Source organism: Streptomyces brevispora (assembly GCF_007829885.1).
Classification (GTDB): Bacteria; Actinomycetota; Actinomycetes; order Streptomycetales; family Streptomycetaceae; genus Streptomyces; species Streptomyces brevispora.
Map to the genome: position 1 here is coordinate 4,601,419 of NZ_VIWW01000001.1, position 18,118 is coordinate 4,619,536.

Sequence of the window (18,118 nt, forward strand, 5' to 3'; positions counted from 1 at the left end):
TTCGTCTCCGGTGCCTCAGCTCGCGGTGGGCTGCATACGTGCCGGAGCGGGTACGGTCGCCGGTGCGTCGATGTCGTACGGGTCGGTCGGCTCGCCCGTCTCGATCGGCACCTTGCGCAGCAGCATCGCGACGATCGCGGCGACCACGACCATGGCGGCGGCCCCGGACAGCGCGGCTACCTGGAGGCCGTGGGTGAAGGCCTCACGGCTGGCGGAGATCAGTTCGGAGCCGATCGCGGCCGGCTGCTGGGCGGCGACCGTGGCGGCGCCGCCGATGGTGTTGCGGACCGCGCCCAGCGCCTCGCCGCCGAGACCGGCCGGGTTCACCGCGTTCATGTCATGCCGGTAGATGGCGGAACCGATGCTCCCGATGACCGCGAAGCCGAACGCGCTGCCGAACTCGGTGAACGTCTCCGAGGTCGCCGTGGACGATCCGGCGTGCTCCTTCGGCGCCGAGGTGACGACGATCTCCGCCGTGAGCGTCTTCGACGCCGTCATGCCGGCCGCCATCAGCCCCACGCCCACCAGCAGGACGGCGACGTTCGAGCCCACCGTGAGGCGGCTGAGCACGCCGAAGCCGATGGCCATCACCAGCATGCCGCTGGTGACCAGGAAGACCGGTTTGACCTTGCGGGACAGGGCCGAGACGAGGCCGACCGCGATCCCGATCGCCGGCATCACCGCCATGGACCACAGGGCCGCCCGGAACGGTGTCATGCCCAGCACCATCTGGAGGTACTGGTTGGTGAGGATGCTGACGCCCATGAACGAGAACATCACCATCAGGTTGGTCAGGATCGCCCCGGTGAAGCCGCCGTAGCGGAACAGCGAGATGTCGATGAGTGGGTGGGACGTCATGCGCTGGCGCTGCACGAAGGCGATGAGCAGCACGAGACCGACGGCTGCCCAGATCGCGGGGTCGCGGTCCCAGCCGTCCACGGCCAGCTCCTTGAGGCCGTAGATGAACGGCATGATGCCCGCGACCGACAGGAACGCGCCGAGCACGTCCAGCTTGCCGCGCGAGGTGTCGCGTCGCTCCGGCAGCAGGATCGGGGCCAGGATCAGCACCAGCACCATGACCGGGGTGTTGATCATGAAGACCGAACCCCACCAGAAGTTGTTCAGCAGCAGTCCGCCCACGACCGGGCCGAGGGCCGCGCCGGTGGCGAGGGTGCCGCTCCAGGCGGCGATGGCCGACTTGCGCTGCTTGGAATCGTGGAACATGTTGCGGATCAGGGCCAGCGAGGTCGGCGTCAGCGTCGCGGCGCCGAGTCCCAGCAGGGCGCGCGAGCCGATGAGCATCTCGGGAGTGTCCGCGGTCGCGGCGAGCGCGGACGCGACGCCGAAGACCAGGGCCCCGGTGATCAGGAGCTTCCGCCGTCCGAAGCGGTCACCCACCCAGCCCATCGTGATCAGCGCGCCGGCCAGCACGAAGCTGTAGATGTCCGTGATCCACAGCAGCTGGGTGGCGCTCGGCTTCAGCGACTCGCTGATGGGCGTGATCGCGAAGCCGAGTACCGAGATGTCAATGGCGATCAGCAGGGTGACCAGGACGATCACCACGAGGCCGAGCCATTCCTTGAGCCCCGCCCGGGGCTTGTTTTCTGTCACGGCAAACGTCCATGCCTTCCTGCGTCATGACCCTGAGTACATAACACGCTGAGCGTATCAGGTACGCGTAAGCGTGTCGCGTACTCATCGGCGGCGGATCGGGGCTCCCGAGCCTCGCCCCGTCATGGCTTCAGCCCGTTCGGCCGAGCAGTTCCCGCGCCCGGCTCAGCAGCGCCCGGCGGTCGATCTTCCGGTTGGCGTTGAGCGGGAATTCCGTGATGTGGAAGAAGTGCTGGGGGAGGACGGCCCGGGGGAGTGTGCGGCTCAGCTCGCGGGCCAGGACGACGGGGGGCACGCGCTCTCCGGTGTGGAACGCGGCCAGCGTGATGCCCTGATCGGAGGGCATCGGCACCGCGACGCCGTCCTCCACCCCCGGACACCGGCGCAATGCCTCGTCGATCTCCGCCAGCTCGAACGTGCCCACCCTGCTGATCTCCGGGCGCCATGACGAAGCCACCCCCGCGACCGTGCAACCGTTCCAGGACCTCATTCCGGGAGCGCGCTGGGAGATATTCGAGGAATCCAGTCACCTGCCGCACCTTGAGGAACCGGAACACTTCCGCGAGGTCATGAGGGCGTTCCTGCAAGAAGTCGACCCCAGCTGACTCCCCGGCGCCGACGGCAGCGCACCCAGGCAGAGGGCGTGGCAGAGCAGACAGGCAGAACACGCAGACAGAGCACACAGGCGGGGCAGCGCGGGCCCGTGGCCGGCCCGGGCACGCAAGGTGGAGCAACAGAGCACCTCCACGCTGTTCCGACGGCCGCGGGTTGCATAGAGTGCTGGCAGCATGCCGCGCCTCGGCGCGGAGGCCCGGTTGCCACCCGCAAGGGAAAGACAACCGGGACAGGAGTGGTCAGGTAGTCGCAAGGCGTGTCCGGAGTGGTGTACGAGGTCCGGGCCGCCTGCCGCGGCAGGGGTATCCCGGGCACGGGTCCGGGGTTTCGTTGAGAGGTTGGTTGTAATGGTCATCGGTCGTGTGGTGCGGTTCGACGGTGCGAAGGGCTATGGGTTCATCGCTCCCGACCATGGCGGCGAGGACGTCTTCCTCCATGTGAACGACCTTCTCATTCCCGAGGCCTCCCTCCGGCCCGGTCTGATGGTCGAGTTCGAGATCGAGCAGGGCGACCGGGGCCTGAAGGCATCCTCGGTGCAGCTCGCCCCCGGCAGCGGGCCGGCAGTGGTTCCGGCAGCTGTGTTCCCGGGGCGCGCCGACTCCCCGAGCCGGCAGATCGCGGACGGCGACGACGTGTTGTGCGATGTGCTCAACTCGGAGGAGTACGTACGGGACGTCACGGAAGTGCTGCTGGAATCGGCACCCACGCTCACCGCGGCGCACGTTCTTCAGGTACGCCAGGGGATGCTGCTGTTCGCCAAGAAGCACGGCTGGGTCGAGGGCTGAGCCAAGAAACCCTGTTACACGCCGCGGCCCGGGGACCACAGGTCCCCGGGCCGTCGCCCGTCCCCCGTCCGGCATCCGACGGACGGTGCGGGGACCGTCCCCCGTCCGGCATCCGACCAACGGCGCCGGGCCACTCGCACGTCGCCCGTCGGCTGTGACGAACGGCACCGGCCCCGGGCCTGTCCGGCCCCGCGTTAGCGCCGGTTAACCTGCCTCTCATGACCGTAACCCTCGAAGTAAGCGGCGGCGTCGGCACGATCCGGCTGGACCGTCCGCCGATGAACGCCCTGGACATCGCCACCCAGGACCGGCTGCGCGAGCTCGCCGAGGAGGCGTCCGGGCGCGACGACGTGCGCGCCGTGGTGCTCTACGGCGGCGAGAAGGTGTTCGCGGCGGGCGCGGACATCAAGGAGATGCAGGCCATGGACCACCCCGCGATGGTCGTACGGTCCAAGGCCCTGCAGGAGTCCTTCACCGCGGTGGCCAGGATCCCCAAGCCCGTCGTCGCGGCCGTCACCGGCTACGCGCTCGGCGGCGGCTGTGAACTGGCCCTCTGCGCCGACTTCCGGATCGTCGGCGACAACGCCAAGCTGGGACAGCCGGAGATCATGCTCGGCCTGATCCCGGGCGCGGGCGGCACCCAGCGGCTCGCCCGTCTCGTGGGCCCCTCCAAGGCCAAGGACCTGATCTTCACCGGCCGCCACGTCAAGGCCGACGAGGCCCTCGCCATGGGCCTGGTGGACCGTGTGGTGCCCAGCGCCGAGGTGTACGAGCACGCGCACGCCTGGGCCGCCAGACTGGCGAAGGGCCCGGCCCTCGCGCTGCGCGCCGCCAAGGAGGCCATCGACGCCGGACTGGAGACGGACATCGACTCCGGCCTCACGATCGAGCGGACCTGGTTCGCCGGACTCTTCGCCACGGAGGACCGGGAGCGCGGTATGCGCAGCTTTGTGGACGAAGGACCGGGCAAGGCCAAATTCCTCTGACCGAACGCCAGTTGGGAACAGATCACTGCGCGTTCATCCGTGTGGGCGGATTAGCTGAGCCTTAAGGCAACCTTAAGGCTCAGCGTTCCCCCGGTCCCGGCGAACCCGTTCGGGTGCGGTGTTCATGCAGGTCGGTGGGGGTGCGGGCGGGTACGCCTTGCCGGTGGCATATGACAAGGAGCCGCTGTGGAACTACTGATTCCGGGTCAGGGATTCCCGCGGAACGGCCCCGGGGCGTCCGCCGTCCAGCCATGATGGTGTCCATGGCGGGCCTGGAGGGTGTGGAGCAGCCGCGACAGCGCTGCGGCGCGACAGCGGCACGGAGGATGCCGGCTGTCGAGAACGAACAGGCGTTCAAGGCGCTGGAGTTGTTCGGAAATCCGACGGAGGACGAAGTCCGGCTGCCCTCCCGCCCGGAGTCCGCGGCCACCGCCCGCCGGCTCACTTCCTGTGTGGTGCTGGGTCAGTGGGCGCTCTCCCCGCAGACCGCCGAGTACGCCGTCCTGCTCGTTTCGGAACTCGTCGGCAACGCCGTACGGCACACCGGCGCCAGGGTCTTCGGTCTGCGGATGCTGCGCCGTCGCGGCTGGATCAGGATCGAGGTGCGCGACCCCTCGCGTGGACTCCCGTGCCTCATGCCCGTGCAGGAGATGGACATCAGCGGGCGGGGCCTCTTCCTCGTCGACAAGCTGTCCGACCGGTGGGGTGTGGATCTGCTGCCGCGCGGCAAGGTCACCTGGTTCGAGATGCGGATCTCCGACCGCTGACACCGACCGCCGCCCAGGCGTACCGACCCGCAAGGCTCGGGACATGCAGAAGCCGGAAAGCGCAGAAGTCCCAGGATGCACAGAAGCCCCCGGTTCGGCCGTGGTGCGGCGCTGCGGGGGCTGCTGTGTGGGGACCGTGAATTGGGGGGTGTGTTCACGGCCGCTTATGGCGACCTGGCCCGGGTCAAAGGAGGTCGTGTCACCGACTATGGCAGACGGGCGACTCCACCGCCAAAGCCGCAAATAGCCCATTCGGTAACGTATCTGGACGTTCTATCGGTGAATCGTAGGTGTGTTGGGTCACTCACCTGGAATTCCACGAGCATTTATGGGTCCTCGCGGGTGATTCATTGATCGCCGAAGGTGCGGACGGTGCGCATCCGTGTGACCTGCGGAAGTAGCGAAGGCGGTCAATTGTTATTTTCCTGACATTTCGCACTTACTGTTCTGCACATGAACGCCTCCGACACACCGGTGCACCGCCGCAGCGCCCTGCGCGCAGGAGCCGGGGCCGCCCTCGTCGCAGCCCTCGCCGCCGGTTGCGGGGACGGGAACAGTGCCGGGACATCGGCGAAGACCCTCACCCACCCGGCACCGAAGAAGCCGGCCGGTACCGCCGGAGCGCCCGCCCCCGCGCCCGCCCCACGCCGCTTCCCCGGGCAGCCGGTGCAGATCGACCACGGCCCCCGCGACCGGGCGCGCGTCGCCCTCACCTTCCACGGCCAGGGCGACCCCGCCATCGCCCGGACCGTCCTGGCCGAGGCCGAACGGGCCCGTGCGAAGGTCACCGTGCTCGCCGTCGGCAGCTGGCTCGACGAACACCCCGAGATGGCCCGCCGGATCCTCGACGGCGGCCACGACCTCGGCAACCACACCCAACACCACATCGACATCTCCTCGATGGGCGAGGCGCAGGCGTACGCGGAGATCACCGGCTGCGCCCAGCGGCTGCGCCGGCTCACCGGCTCCATCGGCACCTGGTTCCGGCCCTCGCGCACCCAGTACGCCACCCCGCTCGTCCAGCGGCTCGCCGTCCGCGCGGGGTATCCGCACGTCCTCTCGTACGACGTGGACTCCCTCGACTTCACCTCGCCCGGCGCCGCGGCCGTCACCCGCAAGGTGGCCGGGGAGATCCGTAACGGATCGGTGGTGAGCATGCACTTCGGCTACGCGGACACGGTCGCCGCGCTGCCCGTCCTTCTCACCGAACTCGACCGCCGCGGACTGCGTGCGGTGACGACCACGGAGCTGTTGACCTGATGCTTCCCTCCACCACACGCGCCACGGCCCTGCTCGGGGGCGTCCTGCTCGCCGCGCTCACCGGCTGCGGCACCCCCGCCCCCAAGACGTCGTCCGACGCCACCACCGAGGCCGCCGCACCCGCCAGACCCGAGCACGTCACCCCGCCCGCACCGCCCGGACTGGCCGGGATGCCGCCCGTGCTCGATCCCGCGAACGTGTACGCGGCCGACGCGGCGGGAAAGCTGTCGCCGGTCGTCAAGGGCTTCCCCTCCCGGGTGTACGTACCCAACACCAACTCCAACACGGTGACGGTGATCGACCCCGCCACCTACAAGGTCATCGAGACCATCCCGGTCGGCCGCCAGCCGCAGCACGTCGTCCCGTCCTGGGACCTGAAGACCCTCTGGGTGAACAACGACCTCGGCGACAGCCTCACCCCGATCGACCCGGCGACCGGCAAGGCGGGGAAGACGGTCGCCGTCTCCGATCCGTACAACCTCTACTTCACCCCGAACGGCAAATACGCCATCGTGATGGCCTCGATGGACCGTCAACTGGTCTTCCGCGACGCGCACACCATGAAGACGGCCAAGGCGGTCCCGGTCAGCTGCGCTGGCGTGAACCACGCGGACTTCTCGGCGGACGGCCGCTACTTCATCGTCTCCTGCGAGTTCTCCGGCGAACTCCTCAAGGTCGACACGGCCGGGATGAAGGTCGTGGGCCAGCAGAAACTGCCGTTCAAGGGCGCCATGCCGCAGGACGTGAAGCTGTCGCCCGACGGCAGCACCTTCTACATCGCGGACATGATGGCGAACGGCATGTGGGTGCTGGACGGAAAGAAGTTCACCACCCCGAAGCTGCTGCCCACCGGCAAGGGCTGCCACGGGCTCTACGTCAGCCGCAACGCCAAGGAGATGTACATCTCCAACCGCGGCGAGGGCTCCATCTCCGTCTTCGACTTCGCGGACAAGAAGCTGGCGAAGAAATGGCACCTGCCCGGTGGCGGCAGCCCCGACATGGGCGGCGTCTCGGCCGACGGCAAGGTCCTCTGGCTGACCGGGCGTTACAACGCCGAGGTCTACGCGATCGACACCACCAGCGGCAAGCAGCTCGCCCGGATCCCGGTGGGCAAGGGACCCCACGGCCTCGCCGTCTACCCGCAGCCGGGGCGCTACTCGCTCGGCCACACGGGCGTCTTCCGGTAGTAAGCCGCCCACCGGGCGCTCACCCCTCGATCAGCAGCGCCTCCGAGCCCACCGGCCGGTATCCCGCCGCCTGGAACGTCCGCACACTGCGGGCGTTCCCCGGCGACTGCTGCGCCCACACCACCGCGTCCGGCACCAGATGCCGGGCCGCCCGCGCCAGCCGTTCGCCGAGCCGCCGCCCGCGCGCCTCCTCCGCCACCTCGATCGCGGCCTCCCAGCGCCCCGCGACACCCCGGCCGAGGATCAGCACACCACCGTTCGCACCCCAGACCCGCACCTCGTCACGGAACCTCATCGCCCTTGCCACCCGCGGATGCCCGGGGTCCCGGATCTCGCGCAGCTCAAGACCGGGGGCACCCGGCAGCGCGGTCGCGACCGTGAGCAGATCGATCGTGTTCATGTGCCGGCCGGTCCGGGCCAGCAGCGCGCCCAGGAAATGCGGATTCATCGTCGCGGCGAGCTCATCGCCAGGCGTGGCGGCCAGCGCGGCCCGCACCCACCGCGGGTCCTCGTCCGTGAACACCACCGAGTGCGCGGTGAACGCCAGCACCCCGGCATCCCGCACACTCGGCTGCCGCACCACCGTCGTGGACCCGTCCGGCGGCGGAAACCGCCCCTGCGCCGCGGCTGCCAGGATTCCCGCCAGTGCATCGGTCATCGCGCCGTACTCTCCTGGGTCCGGGCCACCACCCGCCGGGCGGCGGACGGACCCACCCATGATCGACGACCGGCCGCCGCGATCACCATCCATCACGCCCGATAATCTGACCTCCGTCATATAGGCATTACGAAGGGGCGGGACAGTGGCGGACATCGAGTCGGCGCGCAAGGCGTTCGAGCGGTTCGACCTCAACGGCGACGGGCTGATATCGGCCGCCGAGTACAAGAGCGTCATGGCCCAGCTGGGAGACCCCTACGTCACCGAACCGGTCGCGCAGGCCGTGATCAACTCCCACGACGCGAACGGTGACGGACTCCTCACCTTCGACGAGTTCTGGGCCGCACAGAACAAGGGCTGACGGCCGAGGCTCCCCGGCCGGCGGGCCGGGGGCCGGGGACCCGCCCCCGTTCACCCGCCGGACGGGCCGGCGGACCCGTCCGTGGCGAAGGCCTCGTCCGGGGTCGCCACCGGACGGAACACGTCGTGCAGCCGGCCGGCCCGCAGCAGCCGCAGGATTCTCGGGCAGTCGCAGACGAGCCAGAACCGCCCGTCCCGGTCCAGCGCCCGCCGTCGGGCCCGGCACAGCAGCGTCAGCCCCGAGCAGTCGAGGAAACTCACCTCGGTCAGGTCGACCACCACATGCGGTGACCCGTCCGAAGTGGCCACGTCCAACGCCGGGGCGATGAGGGCCGCGGTCGCGATATCGATCTCGTCGCGCAGCGCCACCACCGTACGGCCGTTCCTGCGGTACACGCGGCCGCACGGCTCGGGCAGGGGGAGCAGCGCGTGGGATGCCGTGGGGGACAGCCTCTCGGTCATGATGCCTCTCCTCGCGGCGCCGAATCCGTGGAGGCACCCGGGCCTGGGTGGCTGTCGGTGAGGTGACAGTCGGTGAACCTAACCCGACGCTCGCGTCGGGAGGGGATGCAGAAACGTTCGCGCCTCCCGTAATGCGCCCTTCCGGGTGAACGTCCGGTGCCGCCGTGGACCTCGGGGGCCTTTTTGTGTGGTTGTCGTTCAGGAAAGGGGGTGGCTGGTGCTCCCCTCACGCGTGCCCGCACCCGCCCGCCGCAGATCAGCGGTGGCCGTGCTCGTCACAGCGGTGGGCTGTCTCCTGGCCGTGGCGGCCGCGCTGCTGGGCGCCACCGCCGTCGCCCGCGGCACCGGTGAACTGCGCATACCCGACGCCGGGACCGCCACCCTGCTGCGGACGGTCCTCTTCGGCGCGCTCGCCGTTCACCTCGGCGCACTCGCGGCCACCGCACTGGCCCGCTCCCTGCCCGGCCGGCCCGAAACCGCACCACGCGACTGGGCGGCGGCCGCCTCGGTCGCCGGAGCGGTGGCCGCGGCGGGGCAGATCGTCCGGCTCGCCCACGTCAGCGATCTCGGCCTCGTCGAGACCTACGGAACCCGGGAGGGCGGTCTGCTGCTGCTGACCGCCAACGGCTTCGCCCTCGCCGCGTGCTGCGCCGCGAGCCGCCGCCCGGCACGGGCCGCCGTCCCGCTCGCCCTGGTCATCGGCGCGGAGGCGTTGCGCGCCCACCCCGAGGCGTACAGCCCGGCGGTGGGCGCGGCGCTCACCGTCGTCCATCTGACGGCCGCGTCGCTCTGGTGCGGCGGGCTGCTGCACGTGCTGCGCACCATGCGGCTGTGGCGGCGGCCCGGGTCCGGCGCCGCCCGCGCGCTGCTCGGCCGCTACGCCCGGTTCGCCGGGTGGCTGTACGCGGCCCTGGCGGTGACCGGCACGTTCAGCGCCCTGCGCCGGCTGCCGCTGGACGTCGTCCTGACCTCGGCCTACGGGCGCACCCTGCTGGTCAAGCTGGTGCTGATGGCCGTCGTGAGCGCGCTGGCGCTGGGCGCGCGACGGGGGCTGGCGTCGGACCCGGACCCCGCGGTCGCCCAGCGCCGGGCGCGCCGTGAACTCGTCGCCCTGGCGGCGGTCGTCCTGGTGTCCGCGGTCCTGACGGTCGTGCCCGACCCGCACTGGCTCAGCACCCGCTGACCGCCGCCGGGCGCTCCCCGCTCAGTGCCCGCGGTAGGGCGGCCAGCCGCGCAGTTCGTCGTCGCGCGGGGCGCGCACCGTCCCGGGGGCGCCGGGGCCGAAGAGCATCACGGGACGCGACGCGTCCCAGGCGGGCCAGCCCGGGTCGCCGGACTCCGCGAACCGTACCCACGCCGCATGCATCGTGTCGGCCAGCTCCTGCGGGGCGTCCCGGCCCGCGAGCACCACCGCGTCCGGCCGGTGCAGGTTGTCGAAGACGAAGCCGATCTCCAGCCCGTGACAGGCGCCGAGCCGCTGCACGGGGGAGGGCCAGCCGAACTCGTAGAGGTGCGTGCCGCCGACGGCGCCGGTACGGGCGTCGGCCAGCCGGTTCAGCGGTACGCGCAGCAGCAGGTCGGTGGCGAGGGCGCCCAGCAGCTCGCCGGGGGTGGCACCGGGCCGGTTCGCGCGGTAGGTGCGGGCCGTGGCGCCCGGCACCCCGAACTTCAGCAGGGCCAGCCGGAGCCTCGTGCGGGAGAGCCGCTCGGTGAGCCCGCTGGGCACGAACCAGAGCCGGTACTCCTCCGTGTTGGACCCCATCAGCAGATCGATTCCGGACGCGGCACCGTCCCGCAGCGCCTCGGCCGGGTCACGGGGCAGCAGATCGCCGTCCACCACGATCTGGAAGGAGTTCCCGCCGGTCAGCGGGGAGCCACCGCTCGTCACCGCGGTCTGCGCGGCCAGGAGCGCGGGCGGGTCCACCGCGGCCAGGGCCCGCGCCGTAGCCGCCACCCCGAGCCGTTTCGCGATCAGTTCGGTGGTGCGGCGGCCCTTGTCCACGGGGAGCGCGGCCGGGGCCCCGCTCTGCAGTACCGCGCGCCGGAACAGGCCCCGGGCCCGCGGCGCGGCGAGCAGTGCGCCGATGCTGATGGCACCCGCCGACTCCCCGCACACCGTCACCCGGTCCGGATCGCCGCCGAACGCCGCGATGTTGTCCCGCACCCAGCCGAGCGCCGCGAGCTGGTCGAGCAGCCCCCGGTTGGCGGGCGCGTCCGGGAACACCCCGAACCCCTCCACGCCGAGCCGGTAGTTGAGCGACACGAGCACCACCCCGTCGCGGGCGAAGGCGGCCCCGTCGTACAGCGGGACGGCAGACGAGCCGTGCAGCAGTGAGCCGCCGTGGATCCAGACGAGGACGGGCAGCCCGGTTCGGGCGGGCGCGGGCGTCCACACGTTGAGGTTGAGGCAGCCGTCGCCGGGCACCGCGGGGTCGGGCAGCAGCCGGTCCAGCGGCGGGGCGTACGGCCGCTTGGGCGCGGTCGGACCGAAGGCCACCGCTTCCCGGACCCCGTCCCAGGGTTCCGGCGGCGCCGGGGCCCGGAAACGGTGGGCGCCCACCGGCGCGGCCGCGTACGGGATACCGCGGAAGACGGCGACACCCTGTTCGTGTGTGCCGCGGACGGTGCCGTGGGCCGTTTCGGTGTGCGGAGCGGCCCGGTCGGCGCCGGACGCGGATATCGGAGGAGGTACGGCGGTCATGAGATGCCTCCAGCCCTGCTGCGGTACGGCCGGCGAGGTCGTGTCATCGGAGTGCCGCCTGCCATCGGGCGTATGCACCAGCACACCACGGCCGGGCGGGGCCGACCATTCGTGAGGGTGCGGCCCTCCCGCGGCCGCGCCGGGGAGGGGTCGCTTCGGACAGGGCGCGCTTTCGGCCGTCGGCGGACGACCGGTAGTTGCCGGGCCATCGTGACGACAAATGTCCGGAAATCGTCGCCGAGCGCCCTCGTTGCGGTGCCGTGTGCCGCCGCGGCAGGGCCCGGCAGGGTGCGTCGGGCCCTGCCGGGTACCCGTTCGGGTGTGCGTCAGGCGGCGAAGTTCCGGGACAGCGAGTCCTGTTCGTCGATCTCCACGAGGTCCGGGCGGGTGTAGCGCTCCGCCCGCGCGTGGTAGTCGAAGTCCCCCCGGACGAGCCCCCGGTAGTCCTGGATGCAGCGCTCCAGAGCGGCTCGCGGAAGGCCCTCGATTCCCGCCGCCTCAATTTCCTCGATGAGTTCCTTCTCGGCCCGCTGCACGCGGTCGGCGATGCGGGCCAGCTGGATTCCGGCCTCGTCCGCCGCTTCCTGGAGCGTGCCCCCGCGGTCCCGCTGGATCAGCCGGACGGTGTTGTGCTCATAACCGAGCAGGGCCTCCTTCTCGAATGAGCAGATATCGTTGCAGAGGCCTGAGTGGTCGGTCACCGCATTGCGCAGCGAGATATAGGCGGGAAGACTCCGCGCGGATTCCGTCAGATCAATTCCGGCAGTGATTTCGTGCAGATCGAGGAACGGCTGCATGGCCACCGAATCACGGCGGTGCTTCACGAAATCGGCCGTGCTCGGCACATGGCCGGCGGCCCGGTCGACGGCCTCGGCGTAGTACGTCCACAGCCAGGCGGCTGTGTCTCTGCGGAACTGCCGCACCCAGTGCGTCGGTCTGTCCGAGCAGGTCCGGACTAACAGCTCGTCGAGGGCGTGCTCCATGGGGCCGTCCGGTGTCCGGGCGCCGTCGAGCACGTCCACCAGATGCGCGATCGCCGATTCGCACAGCCGGGGGTCCCGGCCGGCCGGCCCGTCGTCGAACTCGTCGTCGACGAGGAAAGCCCAGAACAGCCACTGGCAGAAAAGGTCGAGGTGTTCTTGCGAGGCCTCGGGAAAAATTAGCGATATCCAGAGTTCGGGGCGGGTCCGGATCATCTTCTTCTGGGCCACCGGTGAGAGGACGAGATTGCTGGACTCAGCCCATTCCCAGGCGGCCTGCCTGGTCTTCTCGATTCCTGGATTACATCCTGCGCTCTCGAACGGCATGTGGAACTCTGGAAGCGCGATCTTGCTCATGGTGCACCTCGTCTGAACGATGCGAACAGGGAAGGGGGGATACGCGAAACGAATCGCGCACGCATGGGCCGGGCGGCAAGCGGTGGACGCGGCCTTTGCCGAGCGGGGCTTCGGTGAGGCCGTGTCATCGGAGACAGCCGTCCACGCCGGCACGACGAAGGGGCGGCGAGACGGTGAACCCGGCTGCGGCGGCGACCGCCGCAGGAGGATCAGGGGCGGCGGGGCGGCCGGTCGGTGCGCGGGGGTTGCGACGCTCTTCGTGAAACGGCGCGGCCGGGCCGGACGGCCGGATCCCGTCGGGGGCGCGTCACGGGAGGGGCGGCTGTCATCGCTGTCCTCTTTCCTCCGCCGGAGCCTGGGAATCGGAGCCGGACCCGTGGGGCCCACGGCAGCGGACCGCCTGACGTGCACGGCGATTGCGTCACCACTCGTCACGACCAGTGAACTCCCAGTATGCGGGGGAGGGAAGGTGCATGTGACTGAAAATGTGTGTTCGGAATGAACATCTGCTCAGTTATGGGCAGTTGGGGCACTCGCGTGTCGGCTGGGGTGACGGGCCGCGGGCATGTCTGTAACCCGTTCGACGTACCGGTACGAGGTACCGGTACGTCGAACGGGTTACTTCTCACCGTGGGCCCGGCTCAGGCAGGCGGCGAGGCGAGCCTGCCTGTCCGGATCAGGTGCGGTGACAGCGACACGGCCGTCGATGGCGCCCGGGGCGTTCCGCCACATGAGCACGGAAGTGAGCGGGGAAGTGGGCAGGGAAGGCCCTGACCGTGCTGATGGTTGCGAACACGCGGATCAGGGCCTACGTGCCTAGCACTCGATGATGTTCACCGCGAGCCCGCCCCGGGCCGTCTCCTTGTACTTCACGCTCATGTCGGCGCCCGTCTCCTTCATGGTCTTGATGACCTTGTCGAGGGAGACCTTGTGGTTGCCGTCGCCGCGCAGCGCCATCTTCGCCGCCGTGACGGCCTTCACCGCCGCCATGCCGTTGCGCTCGATGCACGGGATCTGGACGAGGCCGCCGACCGGGTCGCAGGTCAGGCCCAGGTTGTGCTCCATGCCGATCTCGGCGGCGTTCTCGACCTGCTCGGGGGTACCGCCCAGCACCTCGGCGAGGGCGCCCGCGGCCATGGAGCAGGCGGAGCCGACCTCGCCCTGGCAGCCGACCTCGGCGCCGGAGATGGAGGCGTTCTCCTTGAAGAGCATGCCGATCGCTCCGGCGGCCAGGAGGAAGCGGACGATGCTGTCGTCCTTCTCCGCCTCGGTCGCGCCGCCGGCCGCGAAGTTCACGTAGTAGTGCAGCACCGCCGGGATGATGCCCGCGGCGCCGTTGGTCGGGGCGGTGACGACGCGGCCGCCCGCGGCGTTCTCCTCGTTGACCGCCATCGCGTAGAGGGTGATCCACTCCATCGCGTGGGTCTGCGGATCGCCCTCGGCACGCAGTTGGCGGGCGGTGTTCGCGGCGCGGCGGCGGACCTTGAGGCCGCCGGGCAGGATGCCCTCGCGGGACATGCCGCGGGACACGCACGCCTGCATGGAGCGCCAGATGTCCAGCAGGCCGGAGCGGATCTCGTCCTCCGTGCGCCAGGCGCGCTCGTTCTCCAGCATCAGGGAGGAGATCGACAGACCGGTGTCCTGGGCGAGGCGCAGCAGTTCGTCGCCGGTGCGGAAAGGGTTCTTCAGCACGGTGTCGTCGAGGACGATCCGGTCCTCGCCCACCGCGTCCTCGTCGACGACGAAGCCGCCGCCGACCGAGTAGTACGTCTTCTCCAGGAGCGGGGTGCCGTCGAGGTCGTACGCGAAGACCGTCATGCCGTTGGCGTGGTACGGCAGGGTCTTGCGGCGGTGCAGGATCAGGTGCTCGTCGGCGTCGAAGGCGATCTCGTGCATGCCGAGGAGGTTGAGCCGGCCGGTGGAGCGGATCTCGGCGACCCGGTCGTCGGCCGTTTCCACGTCGACGGTGCGGGGGGACTCGCCCTCCAGGCCGAGCAGCACGGCCTTGGGGGTGCCGTGGCCGTGGCCGGTGGCGCCGAGCGAGCCGAACAGCTCGGCGCGTATCGAGGCGGTGTGGGCCAGCAGGCCCTCGTTCTTCAGCCGGCGCGCGAACATACGGGCCGCGCGCATCGGGCCGACCGTATGGGAGCTGGACGGGCCGATGCCGATCGAGAACAGGTCGAAGACCGAGATGGCCACGGGTGACTCCTCTGAAGCGTTGGCGGACGCCGTTGTCTGCCGGGTGGTGCGGTACGGGCCGGGTGGGCCCGAAGAGCGGGGACAAGGGATGGGGCACCGCGCCCACTGTTCAGTGTGCGCGGTGCCCCTCCCCGACATGCAAGTACGACGTGCAAGTACGACGTGCAAGTAACGCAGGTCCGGACTACAGACCGGGGTACAGCGGGAACTTCTCGGCGAGCGCGACGACGCGGGCCCTCAGGTCGTCCGCGTCGTAGGACGGCTTGAGGGCGGACGCGATGATCTCGGCGACCTCGGTGAAGTCCTCCGTCTGGAAACCGCGGGTGGCCAGGGCCGGGGTGCCGATCCGCAGGCCCGAGGTGACCATCGGCGGCCGCGGGTCGTTCGGGATGGCGTTCCGGTTGACCGTGATGCCCAGCTCGTGGAGGCGGTCCTCGGCCTGCTGGCCGTCCAGCTCGGAGTTGCGCAGGTCCACCAGGACCAGGTGCACGTCCGTGCCGCCGGACAGGACGGAGACGCCGACCTCGGTGACGTCCGGCTGCACCAGACGCTCAGCGAGGATGCGGGCACCGTCCAGGGTGCGCTGCTGGCGCTCCTTGAACTCGTCGCCCGCCGCGACCTTGAACGAGACCGCCTTGGCCGCGATCACGTGCTCCAGCGGGCCGCCCTGCTGACCCGGGAAGACCGCCGAGTTGATCTTCTTGGCGAGCTCCTGGGTGGAGAGGATCACACCGCCGCGCGGACCGCCGAGGGTCTTGTGCGTGGTGGTCGTGACGATGTGGGCGTGCGGCACCGGGTTGGGGTGCAGACCCGCGGCGACCAGACCCGCGAAGTGCGCCATGTCGACCATCAGGTAAGCGCCGACCTCGTCCGCGATCCGGCGGAAGGCGGCGAAGTCCAGCTGACGGGGGTAGGCGGACCAGCCGGCCACGATCATCTTCGGCTTGGACTCCTTGGCGAGGCGCTCGACCTCGGCCATGTCCACGACGCCGGTCTCGTCCACGTGGTACGGGACCACGTTGTAGAGCTTGCCGGAGAAGTTGATCTTCATGCCGTGGGTCAGGTGACCGCCGTGGGCCAGGTTCAGGCCCATGATCGTGTCGCCCGGCTTCAGCAGCGCGAACATCGCGGCGGCGTTGGCCTGCGCGCCGGAGTGCGGCTGCACGTTCGCGGCCTCGGCGCCGAAGAGCGCCTTGACGCGGTCGATGGCGATCTGCTCGACCACGTCGACGTGCTCACAGCCGCCGTAGTAGCGGCGGCCCGGGTAGCCCTCGGCGTACTTGTTGGTCAGGACGGAGCCCTGGGCCTCCATGACCGCGACCGGAGCGAAGTTCTCCGAGGCGATCATTTCGAGGGTGGACTGCTGACGGTGGAGCTCGGCGTCGACAGCGGCGGCGACGTCCGGGTCCAGCTCGTGGAGGGAGGAGTTGAGAAGCGACATCAGGTGGTCCCTTGGGGTCTCAGTTGCCGGAGAACTCGGTGTACTCGTCTGCGGAGAGCAGATCCTTCGGCTCCTCCGCGACGCGTACCTTGAACAGCCAGCCGCCTTCGAACGGCGCGGAGTTCACCAGCGAGGGGTCGTCCACGACGTCCTGGTTCGCGGCCGTGATCTCGCCGGTCACCGGCGAGTACAGGTCGCTCACCGACTTGGTCGACTCCAGCTCACCGCAGGTCTCGCCCGCGGTCACCGTGTCGCCGACCTCGGGGAGCTGGGCGTAGACGACGTCACCGAGCGCGTTGGCCGCGTACTCCGTGATGCCGATCGTCGCCACGCCGTCCTCGACGGCCGACAGCCACTCGTGCTCCTTGCTGTACCGCAGCTGCTGGGGGTTGCTCATGACCTGAATTCTCCTGTACGCGGGGGAGTGCTGATGAACGATGGTCTTACGGTGTGAGACACGACTGCGTCACGTGTGCGGGGCCCTGCGGCGCCCACGGCCTACTTGCGGCGCTTGTAGAACGGCAGCGCCACGACCTCGTACGGCTCGTGGCTGCCCCGGATGTCCACGGCGACGCCCTCGGTGCCGGGCGTGGCGTGTGCGGCGTCGACGTACGCCATGGCGATCGGCTTGCCGAGGGTGGGTGACGGGGCTCCCGAGGTGACCTCGCCGACGACCTGGCCGCCGGCGACGACGGGGAAGCCCGCCCGCGGCACCCGGCGGCCCTCGGCGACCAGGCCGACGAGCTTGCGAGGCGGGGCGCTCTCGGCGCGCTCGGCGGCGGCCTCCAGGGCCTTGCGGCCGACGAAGTCGCCCTCCTTCTCGAACTTCACGACCCGGCCGAGCCCGGCGTCGAACGGGGTCAGTCCGGTCGTCAGCTCGTGCCCGTACAGCGGCATGCCCGCCTCCAGGCGCAGCGTGTCGCGGCAGGAGAGCCCGCAGGGGATCAGGCCGCGGGAGGCGCCGGCCTCGGTGAGCGCCCGCCACAGCTGCTCGGCGTGCCCGGGGGCGACGAACAGCTCGAAGCCGTCCTCGCCGGTGTAGCCGGTACGGGCGATCAGCGCGGGGACCCCGGCGACCGTGCCGGGCAGACCGGCGTAGTACTTCAGCCCGTCCAGATCGGCGTCGGTGACGGAGGCCAGGATGGCGGGGGACTCGGGGCCCTGGACGGCGAGCAGCGCGTACGCGTCGTGGTCGTCGCGCACCTCGGCGTCGAAGCCCTCGGCGCGGGCGGTCAGCGCGTCCAGCACGATCTGGGCGTTGCCCGCGTTGGCGACGACCATGTACTCGGTCTCCGCCAGCCGGTACACGATCAGGTCGTCCAGGATGCCGCCGTCCTCGGCGCAGATCATCGTGTAGCGGGCCCGGCCCACGGAGACGGTTCCGATGTTGCCGACCAGCGCGAAGTTCAGCAGGTCCACGGCCGCCGGGCCGGTGACGGTGATCTCGCCCATGTGGGAGAGGTCGAAGAGGCCGGCCTTCGTACGCACGGCGTTGTGCTCGTCGCGCTCACTGGCGTACCGCAGGGGCATGTCCCAGCCCGCGAAGTCGGTCATCGTGGCGCCCAGCGAACGGTGCAGGGCATCGAGGGCGGTGAGACGGGGGGCGGTGCTCATGGATATGGCTCCCAGGGCATGACGACGAGGACGATCCCTCCCCATCTGTCATCGGAACCTGAGAGGTTCGCCGAGAGACCCCGGAGGGGTTCGGCTTGCACCTTGGGTGGAGCCGCTGGGCGACTCGCTTTTCAG

General features: G+C 70.4%; 17 protein-coding genes and 1 pseudogene. 8 read left to right on the top strand and 10 right to left on the bottom strand.

Annotated features, from left to right (window positions below):
* Positions 1-15: 15 nt before the first annotated feature.
* Together FHX80_RS21480 and FHX80_RS21485 are read right to left on the bottom strand one after the other, a co-directional pair.
* On the bottom strand, positions 16-1,611 hold the full coding sequence (locus tag FHX80_RS21480; RefSeq protein WP_145765687.1) for an MFS transporter: 1,596 nt from the start codon (positions 1,609-1,611) through the stop codon (positions 16-18).
* Positions 1,612-1,741: 130 nt separating this feature from the next.
* A complete protein-coding gene (locus tag FHX80_RS21485; RefSeq protein ID WP_244318360.1) occupies positions 1,742-2,035 on the bottom strand; it encodes a hypothetical protein in 294 nt (97 codons plus the stop codon).
* Here FHX80_RS21485 and FHX80_RS21490 point away from each other — a divergent pair.
* The 6 genes and pseudogenes from FHX80_RS21490 to FHX80_RS21515 all read left to right on the top strand — a co-directional run.
* A pseudogene (locus FHX80_RS21490) lies at positions 2,031-2,216 on the top strand (alpha/beta fold hydrolase); the annotation flags it as partial. The gene FHX80_RS21485 and the pseudogene FHX80_RS21490 sit on opposite strands and share 5 nt — an antisense overlap.
* A gap of 357 nt (positions 2,217-2,573) precedes the next feature.
* Entirely contained in the window at positions 2,574-3,011 is a 438-nt protein-coding gene (locus FHX80_RS21495; RefSeq protein WP_145765688.1) for a cold-shock protein, read from the top strand.
* Between the two features lie 218 nt (positions 3,012-3,229).
* On the top strand, positions 3,230-3,997 hold the full coding sequence (locus FHX80_RS21500) for an enoyl-CoA hydratase/isomerase family protein (RefSeq protein WP_145765689.1): 768 nt from the start codon (positions 3,230-3,232) through the stop codon (positions 3,995-3,997).
* Positions 3,998-4,248: 251 nt separating this feature from the next.
* Positions 4,249-4,764, top strand: a complete 516-nt coding sequence (locus tag FHX80_RS21505; RefSeq protein WP_145765690.1) for an ATP-binding protein — start codon at positions 4,249-4,251, stop codon at positions 4,762-4,764.
* A gap of 453 nt (positions 4,765-5,217) precedes the next feature.
* Positions 5,218-6,024 carry a polysaccharide deacetylase family protein gene (locus tag FHX80_RS21510; protein WP_145765691.1) on the top strand — a complete coding sequence of 269 codons (807 nt, stop codon included), beginning with the start codon at positions 5,218-5,220 and terminating at the stop codon, positions 6,022-6,024.
* Positions 6,024-7,211: a YncE family protein gene (locus FHX80_RS21515; RefSeq protein ID WP_145765692.1), complete on the top strand. Its 1,188-nt coding sequence runs from the start codon at positions 6,024-6,026 to the stop codon at positions 7,209-7,211. Before FHX80_RS21510 ends, FHX80_RS21515 begins: the two co-directional genes overlap by 1 nt.
* Positions 7,212-7,230: 19 nt before the next feature.
* Here FHX80_RS21515 and FHX80_RS21520 read toward each other — a convergent pair whose 3' ends face one another.
* On the bottom strand, positions 7,231-7,869 hold the full coding sequence (locus tag FHX80_RS21520) for a GNAT family N-acetyltransferase (RefSeq protein WP_145765693.1): 639 nt from the start codon (positions 7,867-7,869) through the stop codon (positions 7,231-7,233).
* 145 nt (positions 7,870-8,014) lie between these two features.
* Here FHX80_RS21520 and FHX80_RS21525 point away from each other — a divergent pair, with 145 nt between their 5' ends.
* Positions 8,015-8,230, top strand: a complete 216-nt coding sequence (locus FHX80_RS21525) for an EF-hand domain-containing protein (protein WP_123461777.1) — start codon at positions 8,015-8,017, stop codon at positions 8,228-8,230.
* Positions 8,231-8,280: 50 nt separating this feature from the next.
* Here the strand turns inward: FHX80_RS21525 and FHX80_RS21530 are convergent, their stop codons facing one another.
* Entirely contained in the window at positions 8,281-8,691 is a 411-nt protein-coding gene (locus FHX80_RS21530) for an STAS domain-containing protein (protein ID WP_145765694.1), read from the bottom strand.
* 217 nt (positions 8,692-8,908) lie between these two features.
* Here FHX80_RS21530 and FHX80_RS21535 point away from each other — a divergent pair, with 217 nt between their 5' ends.
* Positions 8,909-9,874, top strand: coding sequence for a CopD family protein (locus FHX80_RS21535; RefSeq protein ID WP_145765695.1), 966 nt, complete (start codon positions 8,909-8,911; stop codon positions 9,872-9,874).
* Between the two features lie 21 nt (positions 9,875-9,895).
* Here the strand turns inward: FHX80_RS21535 and FHX80_RS21540 are convergent, their stop codons facing one another.
* From FHX80_RS21540 to gcvT, 6 genes are all read right to left on the bottom strand, one after another.
* Complete coding sequence (locus FHX80_RS21540; RefSeq protein WP_145765696.1) at positions 9,896-11,392, bottom strand: carboxylesterase/lipase family protein; 1,497 nt, start codon at positions 11,390-11,392, stop codon at positions 9,896-9,898.
* Between the two features lie 326 nt (positions 11,393-11,718).
* Complete coding sequence (locus FHX80_RS21545; RefSeq protein ID WP_411977496.1) at positions 11,719-12,729, bottom strand: terpene synthase family protein; 1,011 nt, start codon at positions 12,727-12,729, stop codon at positions 11,719-11,721.
* An 816-nt stretch (positions 12,730-13,545) separates the two neighbouring features.
* Complete coding sequence (locus FHX80_RS21550) at positions 13,546-14,928, bottom strand: L-serine ammonia-lyase (RefSeq protein WP_145765697.1); 1,383 nt, start codon at positions 14,926-14,928, stop codon at positions 13,546-13,548.
* A gap of 184 nt (positions 14,929-15,112) precedes the next feature.
* On the bottom strand, positions 15,113-16,369 hold the full coding sequence (glyA, locus tag FHX80_RS21555; protein WP_145765698.1) for a serine hydroxymethyltransferase: 1,257 nt from the start codon (positions 16,367-16,369) through the stop codon (positions 15,113-15,115).
* A gap of 19 nt (positions 16,370-16,388) precedes the next feature.
* Positions 16,389-16,766, bottom strand: a complete 378-nt coding sequence (gene gcvH / locus FHX80_RS21560) for a glycine cleavage system protein GcvH (protein ID WP_145765699.1) — start codon at positions 16,764-16,766, stop codon at positions 16,389-16,391.
* 101 nt (positions 16,767-16,867) lie between these two features.
* Positions 16,868-17,983: a glycine cleavage system aminomethyltransferase GcvT gene (gcvT, locus tag FHX80_RS21565; protein WP_145765700.1), complete on the bottom strand. Its 1,116-nt coding sequence runs from the start codon at positions 17,981-17,983 to the stop codon at positions 16,868-16,870.
* Between the last annotated feature and the right edge of the window lie 135 nt (positions 17,984-18,118).